Origin of the sequence: Sphaerospermopsis aphanizomenoides BCCUSP55 (assembly GCF_001586785.1) — a bacterium.
Taxonomy (GTDB): Bacteria; Cyanobacteriota; Cyanobacteriia; order Cyanobacteriales; family Nostocaceae; genus Sphaerospermopsis_A; species Sphaerospermopsis_A aphanizomenoides_A.
The window spans coordinates 1-15,488 of record NZ_LUFH02000018.1 but is presented as its reverse complement, the minus strand read 5'-3'; the positions used below and the strand labels follow the sequence as shown (position 1 = coordinate 15,488).

Below are 15,488 nucleotides of genomic sequence, written 5' to 3'. Positions count from 1 at the left end.
TAGCAGATAGCACGGAGATAAAAACATGGCTAATAATGATTTCTTTACAACTACACAGAATACGCCATTAACAAAAACTGTTGCGGAATTAGTTAGTAACGATACTGACCTGTCTGGAGATGCTTTATTTATTTCTAGCATCGACGCTACTTCGGCTCAAGGCGGCACAATAGTTATTGATGACAATGGTACACTGGATAACCCCTTTGATGACCAAGGAACATACACACCAGCAACGGGATTTATAGGTACAGATACTTTCACATATACAGCAGACAATGGTCAGGGAGGAACATTAGATGTAACAGTAACCATTGAAGTTACTGAACCAAACTCTCCCCCAACAGCAGGTGACGATTCCTTTACAATTACACAGGATACATCATTAGTAAAAACCGTTGCAGAGTTAGTTAGTAACGATACTGATGCTAACGGAGATGATTTGTTTATTTCTATTTTCGACACTACTTCAGCGCAAGGAGGTACAATTGTCGCCGATGACAACGGTACACCTGATGACCCCTTTGATGACCAAGGAACATATACACCAGCAGCGGGATTTGTCGGTACAGATACTTTCACATATACGCTTGATGATGGTCAAGGCGGAACATCTGTAGGCACAGTTACTGTAGAGGTTGTAGCAGCGATTATTGGTACTGACGGTGACGATGAATTATATGCCAATAATAACGATACTGTAATAGGTGGTGCTGGTGAAGATAGCTTATATGCTGAAGGAAGTTTAGGCAATAACATCCTTGATGGTGGAGAAGATAATGATTTTCTCTCTGTAGTAGAAGGTAACAATAACTTACTTAAGGGTGGCGCTGGTAATGATTTTCTCTCTGTAGTAGAAGGTAACGATAACACTCTGAATGGTGATGATGGAGACGATGAGCTTTATGTCATAGAGGGTGGTATCAATACATTGGATGGTGGTACTGGCAATGATAAGTTAATAGTTCAGGGTGGAACTGGTGAGAATACCCTCAACGGTGGTGAAGGTAATGATCTTCTGATTGGTTTATTAGCAAGCGATCAGCTATTTGGTGAAGCAGGAGATGATGATCTAATTGCTGGTAAACTAGGTTCTCAAATGACCGGTGGTGAGGGAGCAGACCTTTTTTATCTTAGCAATGGTTCTGTGCCTGAAGTTCCTGGAGAAGTATTAGATTTTACTAAAGGTGATGATAAAGTTATCATTGCTGGCATCCCAGAAGTCAATAGTTTTGACGATATCACCCTAGAGCAAGATGGAGATGATACTCTTGTTAAAGCCACAATAGATGATTCTGAAGTAACCTTGGGCATTTTAAGAAATGTTCAAGCTGATACTCTGACAGCAGATGACTTTGGCTTTATAGTTCCCGTTTTCTCTATCACTGATGCTTCAGCCGTTGAAGGTAATGCTATCACTTTTACCATTACCCGCACAGATGATATTTTTGCTGACCAAACGATAACTGTCACTACATCTATTGCTACAGGTGATACAGCTAGTGTTGGTGATTTTACTGCCAATACTCAAACTCTCACCTTTGCTCAGGGAGAAACCCAAAAAACCTTTACTGTTCAAACCACTGAAGATGCTTTATTTGAAGGTGATGAAACTTTTACTGTCACCTTAAGTAATCCCACTAACGGCTCGATTATTAGTTCTACAAACGGTACAGCCCAAGGAACTATTACCAATGATGATCCTGCACCTGTATTTAGCATTGAAGCTGCTGAAGCAGAAGAAGGAAGCGGTGTTACTTTCACAGTGACTCGCACAGGAGATGCTCAAGCTAACCAAAGTGTCACTGTCACCACATCTATTGCTACTGGAGATACAGGTAGTGCTGGTGACTTTACTGCTAAAACTCAAACTTTGACTTTTGCAGCGGGTGAAACAGAGAAAACCTTTACTGTAGAAACCACTCAAGATGATTTATTTGAGGGTGATGAGACTTTCACTGTCACCTTAAGTAATGCTACAGCTGGGGCAATTATTGATGACACCCAGGATACAGCCCAAGGCACGATCACGAATGATGATCCTGCGCCTGTGTTTAGCATTGCTGCTGCCCAAGCACTAGAAGGAAGTACCATTACTTTCACGGTTACTCGTACAGGAGATGCCCAAGCTGAACAAAGTGTAACTGTCACTACATCTATTGGTACAGGAGATACAGCTAGTGCTTCTGACTTTACTGCCAATACTCAAACTTTCACCTTTGCAGCAGGTGAAACCGAGAAAACCTTTACAGTAGCAACCACTCAAGATGCTGTGGTGGAAGAAAATGAAACTTTCACTGTCACCTTGAGTAATGCTACAGATGGTGCGGTTATTAGTTCCACAAATGGTACAGCCCAAGGAACTATCACTGATGATGATACACCAGCTGCATTTAGCATTGCTGCGGCTCAAGCAACAGAAGGTAATGCTATCACCTTTACTGTGACTCGTTCCAGAGATAACCTAACTCCTCAAAGTGTCACTGTCACCACATCTATTGCTACTGGAGACACAGCTAGTGCTGGTGATTTTACTGCGAAAACTCAAACTCTGACTTTTGCAGCGGGTGAAACTCAGAAAACCTTTACTGTTGAAACCAGTGCAGATACAAATGCAGAAGATGATGAAACTTTCACCGTCGCTTTGAGTAATGCTACAAATGGTGCGGTTATTAGTTCTACAAATGGTACAACCCAAGGAACAATCATTGATGATGATACACCGACCACAAGTGTATTTGCGATCGCAGCGGCATCAGCAACAGAAGGAAATACCGTCAGCTTTACAGTTACACGCACAGGCAATACTTCAGCAAACCAAAGTGTAACCGTCAGCACATCTATTGCCAGCGGAGATACAGCTAGTGCTGGTGACTTTACTACCAAAACTCAAACTCTGACTTTTGCTGAGGATGAAACTGAGAAAACCTTTACAGTAGAAACCACTCAAGATGTCCTGGTGGAAGAAGATGAAACTTTCACTGTCAACTTGAGTAGTGCTACAACCGGTGCAACTATCAGTTCCACAAATGGTACAGCCAAGGGAACTATCAATGATGAAGATATTCCTCTAGCTGTAATTACCAACAACAACATTTTTACCGTCAAAGGATCGGGTGATACTGTCAGACTCAAAGCTACTTTGATCGAAACTAATTCTACTGTTGTTAACGAACTAGGTGTATTTATTGTTGACGATGCCCAAGGTAGAATCAACGGTATTGCGCCAGGGCAGCAAGGTTACAACGAAGCAGCTTTAGAACGAGCTAAAAGCCAAGGTAAAGCAATTTTCTCTGCTATTAGCAATCTTCCAGATAAGTTTGCCACAGAAATTGAAACTAACAGTCTGACACGCTTACTAGGATTTGATTCCGGTAGTAACTTGAAATTCTTTTTAGTCAGAGAAGGTACAATTGACTCTTTCCGCGCTGGCAAAACAGCAAGTACAAACATTATCTTTGCAGATTCTTCCACCCAAAGAATTACAGAAGAAGATGATGGTTATATCATTTCTTGGAAAGAAAGTACCACTGTTACAGAATTCAATTCTTTAGTAGTTAATATTCAGTCTACTGATGAATCCTTAACTACAGGTACAACATTGCAAGGATCAAACCAAGCAGAACTAATTGATTTTCGAGGTATTTCAGGTACGGTGACAGCAGATTTTTCCGTTTATCGAGAAGCTGCATTTAATAACGAAGTCTACTTTTATAAAGTAGATAATGCTCAAGGACAAATTGGCACTGTACAAGCAACATCAGCTAATCGCGCCAATTACCTGCAAGCGGCAATCAATAATCTGATTAAAGATGCAAATACTGGTGCAAACATCAAATTTGCTGTTTCTAACCAAGGTTTATTTACAGACAGTGCGATAATTGCGGGTGGTTCAATATTCGCTCCGATGATTATTATCAATGGAACTTTGTCCCAGTTAACTGATAGTAACACTGGTAATGATCCGCAAGTTTACTTCCCTTACTTGGGAGTTAATGCTGATGGAGTAGATCACATTCGTTTGTTAGGAGATAACACTTTTGGTTTCGAGGATTTACCTGGTGGTGGAGATTTGGATTACAATGATATGATTATTAAATTTGAGTTTTCGATTGTTTAATCTGTTGCATTGTTGAGATAGTTGTTTGGGAAGAAATTCAATTAGGTATTTCCCAAAATCACCTAAATACCTGGGAATTCATTCCCTAATCACAAGATTCGGCTGAAGCAGACTATAGGATGTTTAGTTGTCGATTAATTTGTATAGCGTCTGAAAGAACTGCTTGCCAACAAATTTGCTCATCTGCTGATACTGATAATTGATTGAGAACCACATCTGCATCGAGAACATTAATCTCATTTGCATTTGTGGTTTTTTCATTGGCTAATTCTGTTTTTTAAATTACGATACTTCACCTTCAAGTTTTTCACCTTTTGCCCTATAAACCCTGTAGTAGCTTGCTGTAATTTGCTCAAAGAACTGGGACGTTTAAAATTTTGGGGACGTTGTTCTGGAGATTTTAAATATCTATAGTGTAAAAATACATCGCGGTAAGCAATATCAACATCTTCACCAGCACACAGCCTAGTAAATGCTGAGGCAGATATACTCATATAATGCAGATAAGTTAAACGCCTTCCTTTGTCATAAAGAACGTTATCTATTTCATCAAATCTAGAACTCCAATGATTACCTGTTGTTTGTGCTGATTGATGATAAGCAAAGTTATAAAAAGCAATATCACTCTTTATGACCATGTAATTAAATAAAGATTGGTCTGGCCCAGTTAAAGCCATAACATCTGCTTCACCAGCTTGTAATCTATCTACAAAATCGTCTAAAATTGCCTGGGAAAAAATATTTTTTTTAGCGCCAAACCAACCAGCACAAAATATATGTGATGGTATTTTTTCAGGAGAAAAAACCTGATGTATTAAATCTGATGAACCATCAAACACATATTTCAAATCAGATTTATACTGAAAATCGTTAACTACCCAATCGTAGTCATGCAACTTCTCATATATATAATCTATCGAACCCATTAACAGGGTATCGGCATCAAAATAAATAAATTTTTCAAAATCACCTTCTAAAGCGCACAGTTTACGATGCATGGGTAGACGATAAAGTTCTGACACTTCCCACTCGCGCCATTTTTTTTGCGCCCTGGGATAATTTTTCCATACTTGAGTAGCAAAATTATCCCAGAAAATAATAGCATCAGATTTATCAAATAAGGTGACATTCTTTCGCGTCTCAATTTCTGCCTTGACTTTGTCTAACCTATCGTCATAGGGAATCACACAAACAGGAATTTCTCTACCAGCATTCACTTCAATACTGTTAAGTAAAGCTACCAATTGGTCATAAACTACGTCATTAGCTAGGGTATAAATACCGTTAACCATAGGAATACTCCTCAATATTAAACTTCGGTTACTTAATGAAAGAAAATAAACGATTAGTGACTTGAGAAAGCAATGCAAATTTACCCTGATGTAGATAACGATAGTGCTGCCATAAATGCCAATAAGGGCTACCAGGCTTCATTTTTATCCCTGCCCAATGGAGATATTTTAGTCGTTTTCCTTTGTCATAAAGAACATAATCTTGTTGTTGAAAATTAGGAGAACCACCCCAACTACCAGGACCGCCACCAGGAATTTTGACCAGATTACCGCGTTTAGCAATTAGTTTGAGAACAAGATAATTTAAAATTGGTTGGTCTGTGACTCCTTCTGTAAAATCAAAATATTCCCGGTGGGCTGCACATTCACTTAATGTAGCTGCCATTTGTTCTTGAGTGAAAATCCCCTTGCGTGAAGCCCAAAAGCCACTATTAAATACATCATCTAGTTGTGCTTCTGTAAAAATTTGTTGATCTTGAACTAGAGGAGAAAATATATTTCTGAGTCGGTCTTTAGCATGATGATAATCACAACAGAAGAAGTCAACTTCAGCTAGTTTTTCTAAATTGTCAGCAATTTTTTCAAAGACAACAATATCCGTATCAATATAAATAAACTCATCCAGAGGTCCAAACCATACCACTAATTTACGCATTTTGTTGGGTAAGGCGAGGAAATCTCGATCAAATATTTCTCCTATGCGGTGAGTAAGTTGTTCAATAAGTTCTAAATCAGGGAAAATTTTGACATTGTGCAATTTAGCTAGGGTGTCAGCTACTTTGGTATAGTTATCATTAAATGGAATTAGATAAACTGTTACTTCTTGGTCATAGTAACGAATACTATTGAGTAAGGCAATAGCATTTTCCATTACTTTGTCGTTAGCGACTATATAAATTCCCTTATTCATATAGCTATCCTTTAATTAATTTGAATTTTCTTAATGCTCTAGTTAGTAAATTCGGTGCTGGAGTGTGGGGTGAAAGAGGAGGAGTTGTAAATGATGGGCGTTTGTCTGGTTCATGAAGATAGCGATAGTAGAGAAATAAATCTCGATAGGGAAACTCAATATTATCACCTGTACATACTGCTTGATGAATGCGGGGGTGAATGCCAATATAATGCAGGTAAGTGAGGCGATTACCTTTGTCATATAAAATATGATCTTTGTCTTCAAAATGTTTGGATGTGACGGTGCAACCTGTAACTTTTTCACGGTCTAGGTGGTGAGCTAAGTTGCAAATTCTCAAACCAGACCTCATAAACATATAGTTCAGAACTGGCTGATCACCTGTAGGATAGAGGATTTCTCTTTCACCTGCTTGCAAATAAGATAAAAGTTTGTCTATTTTTGACTGAGCAAATAAACCTTTTTTAGAGGCGTAGAATCCTGAGCAAAATACTTCTTTTTCTAGACGTTCTGGATCAAAGACTTGGAGTAATTTAGAAGATTCAATATTATAAACTTTGTCTGGATGTTTAAATTGAAAATCGTAGACTACACAATCATATTCAGCTAGTTTCTGAAACACTAAATCTAGTGAATCCATAACTAAAGTGTCCGCATCCAGATAAACAAATTCGTCAAATGGAGCATCAAAGGCACAAAATCGTCGATGACCGCCATAAATTCTATATTTGCGGGTCATACTAGCTGGACTAGCCTCTAACATAAATTGATCCCAACGCTGAATAGATTCTTGATCATCGTACAGAAAGACGTTGGGACGTTTGGCTATTTCTTGGGCTATGCGCTGTGTTTGTTCATCAAAGGGATAGATACAAACTGGAATTTCTGACCCTAAAAAAACATCAATACTGTTAAGTAAGGCCACCAGTTGGTCGAAAACATAGTCATTGCCAAGGGTGCAAATACCTTTCATATAGGAATCCGGTTTGGTTTCTGAATTGGTTTGTGTAGGCAGGGAATAGGGAATAGGGAATAGGGAATAGGGAATAGGGAATAGGGAATAGGGTTTTAGAGGAGTTGGATGTACGGAGTTTTGTATGGCTTACGCCGAGCTACGCTATCAATAATCAAATAGGAGTCCTATATATTTATGAGTATTGAGTAACGAAATTTGATAACCAGTTGAGCAGATTTAGTTGGTGCAGGATAATTTGTCTAGCTTCTGCGATCGCATCTTTGGCAGCATACCACGCATCAGGAGTGGCGGTAACTTCCTGAATGTAGGCAATACCTTTGGCATCTAAACTAGGCAACCGTAAAAAACTACCTGGTGGCAATAGTTTATCTGCTGCTGGTCCACCATAGTAAATAGGTAAACACCAAGCTAGTATACTATCCCAAAGTTTTTCACTTACATACCAATTATTATCAGCATAGTTTTCAATAGCTAAATTATAGTAGTATGGTGCCATTCCATACCATTTATTTCCCAGTTCACCAGAAGTTTTTGCCCATTTTTGTAAGCCACGTCCATAAAAATCAATTTGCATATTGCTAGATTCTAAGGACTGCAAAAAATTTAGCCTTTGTCTATGATTAGCTGTACGACTAATACCGGAAGTAATCCAACTACAGGTTGCTACTTTTTCAGGACATGGCATTTCATTTAAATCCTGAAAGGAATTAGAGTGATACCAAATCGCAGGCATATAATCGGGAGTAGGAGCAAAATCATCAGGACCAGAAACATAGCCACAGTAATTTTCAGCTTGTTGATAATTACGTTTATTGATGGCGATAATTTCTTCTAAAGGTGGTTCTCGCAATAAATAAATAATTCTATCTTTGCTGACACCACGTAGTAAATCATGAATGTGTATTTCTGGTGTGGTTTTTTTTCCCTTTAACCTTGCTAATAAAGATGGTGGTGGTGATGGTTGGGGAAAATCAAATTGATACATTAGCAAAAAATCTGGTTTTTCTGCTAATGCTTGGATGTTGATGTTACCCCAAAGGCCAAATGGATATGGTGTTTGTTGCCATAACCAATCGGCTCTTGATTCTAGAGCGCGATAGCTGCTAATCATACCTACAGTTTTCATAATTAATTACTAATTAAAATTTAGTTTAGGTTAGAAGGCAGAAAGGATTCATCTACGTAACTGAGGATTTTAGCGGCGCGATTTTCCCAGGAAAACTGTTTGACAAAATCCAGAATTTCTGGATAGCCATCTATTTTGCGAGGGTGAATTGCTAAAACCTGTCTCAAAGCTGCGGCAAATTTGGCTGGGTTATCTGGTTCACACCAGGCAGTAATGGCTGGAGTATTTTTAAACTCAGTTAATGAGGGAATTTCAGTAGCAACAACGGGATTTCCAGAAGCTAGGTAGTCAAATAGCTTTAAAGGAGATGTAAAAGTTGCTGCTTGTCCGAAACAATGAGGATGAGCCAAAACATCCGCTGCCTGTAGCAATGATATTAACTCATTATGCAAGATATAGCCTAAAAAAGTAATATTTTTTACTTGTTTGTCTGTGGCGAGTTGTTGATAATGCTGAACTTCTGCTGGTGTGCCACCTGCACAGGCAAATTGTACAGTGGGCATTTCTTTAGCGACCTCAATTAAGATGTCAATACCTTTAAACTGTTTTAATGCTCCTGCATAGACTACTAGTTTTTCCCGTCCATCTAGCAATAATTTTTCTCGCCATGCTGAGGAATTTTCTGGTTGTCTTGTCATGAACAGGCTATTGAAACCATTGTGTAGAGTAATCACTTTTTCCGGTGGCATCCCATTTTGAATCATGGTTTCCCGAATTGTGTCTATAACTGTAATAGCAATTTGAAATAGGGGGCTGGTGACAATTTCTGGTTCAAAGATTTTGTCATCATGATGATGGTGTTCATAAATAGCGGCAATACCATTTTTAATAGCAGCTTTGATAAAATTCCAGTTCCGGCTGTGGACTATTTTTGTCTGTGGTAATATATGAAATGGTAAATAATATTTTGTGGCTATAGTATTAGAATTAGTCAATTTACCGCGCCAATGATCAATTGGCCAAGGCATAGGTAAGGGAGCTACTTTTAATTTATCTTGTAAATTATAGTAATTAACAAGTTCTGCTGGTACTTGTCGGGGTTGAAAAGGTCTAGCAATCAGCCAGGGATTCAGGGCTGATATTCCTTTTTGGGGATAAACTAAAACAGTGGAATAGCCTAGATTAGCTGCTCCATTGGCAGCATTGGTAGACTGAACTAAGTGAGCTTCTTGTTTGGGTAACTGTTCGTTGATAAAAAAAACGTAATGTTTATTGAGTAAAGTATTATTCATAAGTTTATACTTTAATGGTGTCCTCAAATTTTTCTAAATTACCGAGCAGATAAATTGCTGATTCATAAGCTTCTACAAGTAATTGATGTTGAAATTCCTGGGTTTCTGTCATATCAGCTAGTGTGCGGAAACAGGCTAAGATCGGATTTAAGCAAGCACGAAATTCATCAAATATATAGCTAAAATTTTGATAATAATTAGTAATATTACTGTGATTTTGTTCGGCTATTGAGACTAATTGACCTTTGATTTGTCGATTCATGACATCATCGAAAATATCAATTGTGTTCAGAATTCTCCATGCTGATTTGTAGGATTGTTCTAGCAATTCTTTACGCTCTTGGTTATCGTCTACGAGATTATCAAGTAATAATTGTATTAATCCAATCATTGAGTTTAGTTGTGTGCGAATTTCGTAAGATATGCGGAGCAAACTTTGATTGCGTTTGCCAGGAGTTTCCGAGTTCTTAGCAAATTGCATGGAGTAAAGATGGGAGTAGTAACCGCTTTTTTGGAGGAGTTCTTCATGGGTGCCTACTTCTACTACTCGGCCTTGATCTAAGACAGCGATTTGATCAGCTTTGCGGACTGTGGATAGACGATGAGCAATTACCAAGGTGGTGCGATCGCGGCTGAGTTGATCAAGTGCAGCTTGTACAAGTCTTTCCGAAACAGTATCTAACGCACTAGTAGCTTCATCTAAAATCAGAATTTCCGGATTTTGTAGCAGTGCGCGTGCGATCGCTAATCTTTGTCTTTGTCCACCAGATAACATGACTCCGCGATCGCCAATCAAAGTATCAAATTGCTGGGGTAATTTAATGATAAATTCATAGGCATTAGCTTGCTGTGCGGCTTTAATAATTTCTGCTTCTGAGGCTTCTGGTTTGGTATAGGCAATATTATTCCGTACTGAATCATTAAACAGAAAAGTATCTTGACTAACAATTCCCATCTGTTTTCGCACAGATGTGATATCAAACTCTCGTAAATCTGTATCATCAAAAATAATGCAGCCACTGTTCGGATCATAAAATCTTGGTAACAGGTCTGCTAATGTCGATTTACCGGCTCCTGAACTACCGACCAATGCTAGAGTTGTACCACGAGGTAAAAACAAATCCACGTCTGTGAGTACCTGTTTATCGTGACCAGGATAGGCAAAAGAAATAGATTTAAAATGCACTCCGTGTTTTAACTTTTTGTAGGTAAGTTTACCATTAGCCATAAATGGCTTATCATCTAGTCTTAAAAATTGAGTGACCATATCTACACTGGTGGCAATGCTGGCAAAGTTGCTACGCAAACTATTCAACTGAGAAACCAGTGGCAACAATCGCAGCAATATTAATAAATATGTGAGCAGTACAGTAGAAACTCCCGTTACTTGATTAGCAAACAACGTTTTACTCAGCAATACAATTATTACCAAACAAGCAATTCCCATTACTTCACTTAGGGGTGCAATTGCTTGTGAATTTACCTGATCTTGAAAATCTGCTTTTTCTCGAATTTTAATTAATTTTTGAATACGTTGATATTCTTTTTCTTCGTTCCCTGTAGACTTAACTAACCTAATTCCATTTAAAACTTCTAACACCGCAATTGAATAATTTCTAGATAAATCACTCAATTGTTTACCAAACTTTTTAGCTCGACTAATAAAATACTGATTTAGGAGAGTGACGAGCAACAGTAAAACCGTCGCTGCAATTGTTAACTGCCAGGAAATTGATAATAATAAAGCCACTAATACAAGAATTGTGATTGATAATGTAATTAATTTAATAGTATTACCTGTCACACTAGATGCACGCCCCATTTCTCCGCCTAAACGGTTAATTAAATCGCCAATTTTCATTTTGGCGTAATAATCAATATCAATTTTTAGTAAAATACTTAGTCCCGCTTCGCGCATATCAGATGTTATCATTCGCGTTAACGAACTCGATGTCAAAGAACTAATATAAGTAGTTAAATTTTTTAAACCAATTATGCCTATAATTGTTCCAGCCATAATGCCATCACGGTAATTTTCTGGAACATTATTAAAGGGTTTCATGAGCATTTGCAGAATACCAGGAGCGCCTTGAAAATCGACTTCTTGCCCTACTATTCTTAAAATTACTGGAACAATCAGAGCCGTACTTACACCGTTAAATAAAGCACCAGAAAATCCTAATAATATTGTTATTAAAATCAACCAGGGATAAGGTTTAGCAAATCTGAGTAGTAGGGTTCTGGTAGACATAGAGTTTGATTAGATGGCTATAAAGTTAAATTAGATGAAATTAAATGAAATTAGATGAAAAAATTGATTTTAATGGATAATGATCATTATTTACAAGTTATTAATAACTGACTCCAGGATAGCAGACATAGAATTGATACTATATTTATCTACACATCTTTCTCTAGCTTTAACTCCATTTTGATTAGCAACATCTAAATCACGAAAAATTAATTTAATTGTTGTGGCAATTTGTTCAGGAGATTCAGGTTCTACTAAATAACCAGTTCCACCTAAAATTTCTGGCATATCTCCCATCCGGGTTGCTAAAATTGGTTTAGCCATTGACATACCATCAGTTAATTTCAATGGGAACTGAGCTAAAGCTGCTGGAGTATTTCTTTGGGGAACAACAACAATGTGTGCTGCTGCAACAATTTTAGGCATTTCTGTAGGTGGATATTTTGGTAGTTTGATAATCCAGCGCCCCCATTTTGCTGATAGTTGAGCATCATAGTCATCATAAGGACTTCCTCCCACAATCACTAGTCTTAAATCTGGTTCATTGAGAAGTTCAAGAGCCATTAATACATCTTCAACACCTTTATATGGTCTTGGTGCGCCAGGAAACATTAAAATTCGATATCCAGATAAGCCGTAGCAGATCCTACTTGCTTCGGAATCATAGTGATGGGGATTAAAAAGTTCTGTATCTTTGCCATTAGGTAAATATATCCCACCAAATCGCTTTTGTAAAAATTTAGTATGAATTGTAATAGCATCAGCTTTTGGAGTCATGCCTTCCATGATTTTTAAATAAAATGGATGATCAGGCTGCCTCAATGCTCCATCTGATTTCAAAATATCCCGATATAGTTGCTTGATAGAGGCTTGATACTGCCATTTTTCACCTCCATACCAACTGAGTTCCCAATCGTCTATATCTAAAATTACTGGTCGATTTGTTTGGAATTTTTTTAGTAATGCTAGACCAAAAGTTGTAGATTTTGGTCTCATCGCATAAATAATATCACCATCCAGTTTTTTTAAAAGTCCAGAAGCTGATATCAGAAATTTTGGATAATTATAGCCGACAAAGTGATTGACCTGAATTTCCGATTGAGGAATTATTGCTGCTGCTTCTCCAAATACAAAGCCTAAAATTTCTACTTGATAATTAAGTTTTTGCAGTGCTTGTGCTAACAGGAAGGAACGAACAGAACCGCCTCCCCATCTTCCTGCACCTGCACTTGATAGATCGCTCACCAGTATAGAAATTTTCAATTTGGATATTTTCTCCTGTCACTACAAAAATTTGGCTATTTTGAGGATGATGCTTCTACTCAGGAATATCTGAATTTAGATGATGATTCATGGCTATAAACAGTTTATTTTTTGCGCCAGGGATTAGTCACCTGATTTGGTAAAAATAATTTAGCTAATTTATCAAAGACTATAGTATAAGGAGTCCGAGTCATATTCTTAGCGTATTGAGGACGGTAAGGAAAGGTGCAGTGCAGAACTTTTATTTGTGTATCAATATTATAAACAGACTGCCATTTACTCATATAATTGTAGGTAGGTGGCAGCACTTTCATGTTTGGTCTTAAGGCGGCTATCGCTGAAGCAAAAGCACCTTGGTCTTTCAGTAATAATTTGTCCTGATTATTTTTAATAATTTCAAAATATTCTTGAAAATGATTGAAAAATATTTGGTTATTTGCTGATTTCTTAAACGCAATCAATCCACTATTATACTGGATGCTATCTGCATTTAGTGGTAAGTCTAAAGATTGGAGAATTGTTAACACATAAGGTAGGAGTTCAGTTTGATTTCCCCTCAATAAATTTGTAGCTTTGGCAATGGAAGGCTGAACATCTTCTGTGAATAACAAATCATAATCATCTAAATCACTAAAGACATCATTTAAATCTGACAATAGACAAGTATCAGAGTCAAGATAAATTGTTTTTTCAAATTCCGACTCTCTATATAAAGCCAGTTTAGCTTCTCTTGATGCTAAAACAGAATTTTCATTAGCTGGTGCTGGTTTGAGGATGATATTTTTAAATGTCGTTAATAAGGGATAGAGAGCTTTAGGAACTCTGTCAGTTAAAATAATTATTGGCTCTTGATGAAACTTTCTGACTGATGCCAAAAAATGCACACAATCTTGAAAAGGATAAAGTCCTGTGAGAATTGTAATAAAGCCTTTAGTTGCTGATACCATAAATTATCTTGTTTAATCAGGTGGCAATGTAGATTCACATTGGGTTAATATGTAACTGTGGGAATGTAACTATAGCTTGTGACAAAGGTGTAAATTCTAAGTAGTCGTGCAAAATAAATTTTCTAGTTAGGAGAGGGAATAGGGAATAGGTAAGGAATACAGACATTTTTGTGTTCAATCAATATGTACAATTAATTTTGCTTGGGTACTTATAAGATTTTCCAGCAGGGAATTGTAACGAGAGAGCTAATGAATTTGAGCTAGTAATTGCACCTAGGTGAATAACAAGGATATCTAGTTAATAATCGCTTTTGCACTCCTGAATTTTAGAAAGCTTAACATAATTAAGATTCTCAAATTTGTCATGGGTAGTTTTGCATAAACACAAAAGTATGATTTGATATGATTTTACCAGGTATTGTTTGATTTTTATAGGCAAAAGTCAGTAATTATTCGCAACTTTGTATAAGACTCGGTAAATCGCCAAAGCATATATTACTTTATCGTGGTAAATATTGACTGAACACAGAGGCAACAAAATGCAGATAATCCGAATAGCTGCACTGACAGACAACTACATATTTTTGCTACATGATAGCAAACAGAACATTGCCGCAGTAGTAGATCCAGCAGATTCTAAACCAGTATTACAGCAATTGGCGCAACTGCAAGCAGAACTAGTAGCAATTTTTAACACACATCATCATCATGATCATGTAGGTGGGAATCAACAGCTGATACAGGAATTTCCGCAGTTAAAGGTTTATGCTGGATTTGAAGACCAAGGAAGAATTCCTGGACAGCAGGTATTTTTGCAGGATGGCGATCGCGTCCAATTTGCTGACCGTACAGCCACAGTGTTCTTTATTCCCGGACATACTCGCGCTCATATCGCTTACTACTTCCCACCAGTAACAGCAGGTGAAACAGGAGAATTATTCTGCGGTGATACTATATTTGCTGGTGGTTGTGGTCGTTTGTTTGAAGGGACACCAGCCCAAATGGTCAACTCCTTAAGCAAACTCCGGGCTTTACCTGACAATACCCGTGTGTGGTGCGCCCACGAATATACCTTAAACAATTTACGCTTTGCCCTAACTGTGGATAGTGCCAACCCAGATTTACAAAAGCGTTATGAACAAGTAACAGCTATGCGTAAGCGTCAAGAACCCACAGTTCCTTCTTTATTAGAAATAGAAAAGCGGACAAATCCCTTTCTACGTTGGGATCAATCTTCATTACAATTAGCTGTAAAAAGTAGTGATCCAGTCCAGACATTTGCCCGAATTCGGGAAATGAAAGATAAATTTTCCTAGCAGGGTGGAATTTTTTAATTGATTTCTCCCCTACACCCCTACACCCTTACACCCC

Annotated in this window: 10 protein-coding genes; 2 read left to right on the top strand and 8 right to left on the bottom strand. The window is 37.7% G+C overall.

The window, feature by feature from the left end; translation table 11 throughout:
* Positions 1–25: 25 nt before the first annotated feature.
* Positions 26–4,120, top strand: a complete 4,095-nt coding sequence (locus tag A0J48_RS06660; protein ID WP_200321485.1) for a Calx-beta domain-containing protein — start codon at positions 26–28, stop codon at positions 4,118–4,120.
* 257 nt (positions 4,121–4,377) lie between these two features.
* Here A0J48_RS06660 and A0J48_RS06655 read toward each other — a convergent pair whose 3' ends face one another.
* The 8 genes from A0J48_RS06655 to A0J48_RS06620 form a co-directional block, all read right to left on the bottom strand.
* Positions 4,378–5,412 (bottom strand): Npun_R2821/Npun_R2822 family protein, encoded by a 1,035-nt coding sequence (locus A0J48_RS06655; RefSeq protein ID WP_200321483.1) that lies wholly within the window; start codon positions 5,410–5,412, stop codon positions 4,378–4,380.
* A 28-nt stretch (positions 5,413–5,440) separates the two neighbouring features.
* Positions 5,441–6,322 carry an Npun_R2821/Npun_R2822 family protein gene (locus tag A0J48_RS06650; protein WP_200321481.1) on the bottom strand — a complete coding sequence of 294 codons (882 nt, stop codon included), beginning with the start codon at positions 6,320–6,322 and terminating at the stop codon, positions 5,441–5,443.
* Positions 6,323–6,326: 4 nt separating this feature from the next.
* A complete protein-coding gene (locus A0J48_RS06645) occupies positions 6,327–7,295 on the bottom strand; it encodes an Npun_R2821/Npun_R2822 family protein (RefSeq protein ID WP_200321479.1) in 969 nt (322 codons plus the stop codon).
* A 175-nt stretch (positions 7,296–7,470) separates the two neighbouring features.
* Positions 7,471–8,424 carry a glycosyltransferase family 10 domain-containing protein gene (locus A0J48_RS06640; RefSeq protein WP_200321477.1) on the bottom strand — a complete coding sequence of 318 codons (954 nt, stop codon included), beginning with the start codon at positions 8,422–8,424 and terminating at the stop codon, positions 7,471–7,473.
* 20 nt (positions 8,425–8,444) lie between these two features.
* Entirely contained in the window at positions 8,445–9,656 is a 1,212-nt protein-coding gene (locus A0J48_RS06635) for a glycosyltransferase family 4 protein (protein ID WP_200321475.1), read from the bottom strand.
* 4 nt (positions 9,657–9,660) lie between these two features.
* Positions 9,661–11,907, bottom strand: a complete 2,247-nt coding sequence (locus A0J48_RS06630) for an ATP-binding cassette domain-containing protein (protein WP_200321473.1) — start codon at positions 11,905–11,907, stop codon at positions 9,661–9,663.
* A 90-nt stretch (positions 11,908–11,997) separates the two neighbouring features.
* Entirely contained in the window at positions 11,998–13,170 is a 1,173-nt protein-coding gene (locus A0J48_RS06625) for a glycosyltransferase family 4 protein (RefSeq protein WP_200321471.1), read from the bottom strand.
* Between the two features lie 104 nt (positions 13,171–13,274).
* Positions 13,275–14,117, bottom strand: coding sequence for a glycosyltransferase family protein (locus tag A0J48_RS06620; RefSeq protein WP_200321468.1), 843 nt, complete (start codon positions 14,115–14,117; stop codon positions 13,275–13,277).
* 539 nt (positions 14,118–14,656) lie between these two features.
* On the opposite strand from A0J48_RS06620, the gene gloB reads away from it, so the two are divergent.
* A complete protein-coding gene (gene gloB / locus A0J48_RS06615) occupies positions 14,657–15,433 on the top strand; it encodes a hydroxyacylglutathione hydrolase (RefSeq protein ID WP_200321466.1) in 777 nt (258 codons plus the stop codon).
* Positions 15,434–15,488 lie beyond the last annotated feature (55 nt).

What these genes read in the sequence shown, in the direction of transcription:
- A0J48_RS06660 (WP_200321485.1), top strand. Translation starts at nt 26, where the DNA reads ATGGCTAATAATGATTTCTTTACAACTACACAGAATACGCCATTAACA.
- A0J48_RS06650 (WP_200321481.1), bottom strand. Translation starts at nt 6,322, where the DNA reads ATGAATAAGGGAATTTATATAGTCGCTAACGACAAAGTAATGGAAAAT.
- A0J48_RS06655 (WP_200321483.1), bottom strand. Translation starts at nt 5,412, where the DNA reads ATGGTTAACGGTATTTATACCCTAGCTAATGACGTAGTTTATGACCAA.
- gloB (WP_200321466.1), top strand. Translation starts at nt 14,657, where the DNA reads ATGCAGATAATCCGAATAGCTGCACTGACAGACAACTACATATTTTTG.
- A0J48_RS06635 (WP_200321475.1), bottom strand. Translation starts at nt 9,656, where the DNA reads ATGAATAATACTTTACTCAATAAACATTACGTTTTTTTTATCAACGAA.
- A0J48_RS06645 (WP_200321479.1), bottom strand. Translation starts at nt 7,295, where the DNA reads ATGAAAGGTATTTGCACCCTTGGCAATGACTATGTTTTCGACCAACTG.
- A0J48_RS06640 (WP_200321477.1), bottom strand. Translation starts at nt 8,424, where the DNA reads ATGAAAACTGTAGGTATGATTAGCAGCTATCGCGCTCTAGAATCAAGA.
- A0J48_RS06630 (WP_200321473.1), bottom strand. Translation starts at nt 11,907, where the DNA reads ATGTCTACCAGAACCCTACTACTCAGATTTGCTAAACCTTATCCCTGG.
- A0J48_RS06620 (WP_200321468.1), bottom strand. Translation starts at nt 14,117, where the DNA reads ATGGTATCAGCAACTAAAGGCTTTATTACAATTCTCACAGGACTTTAT.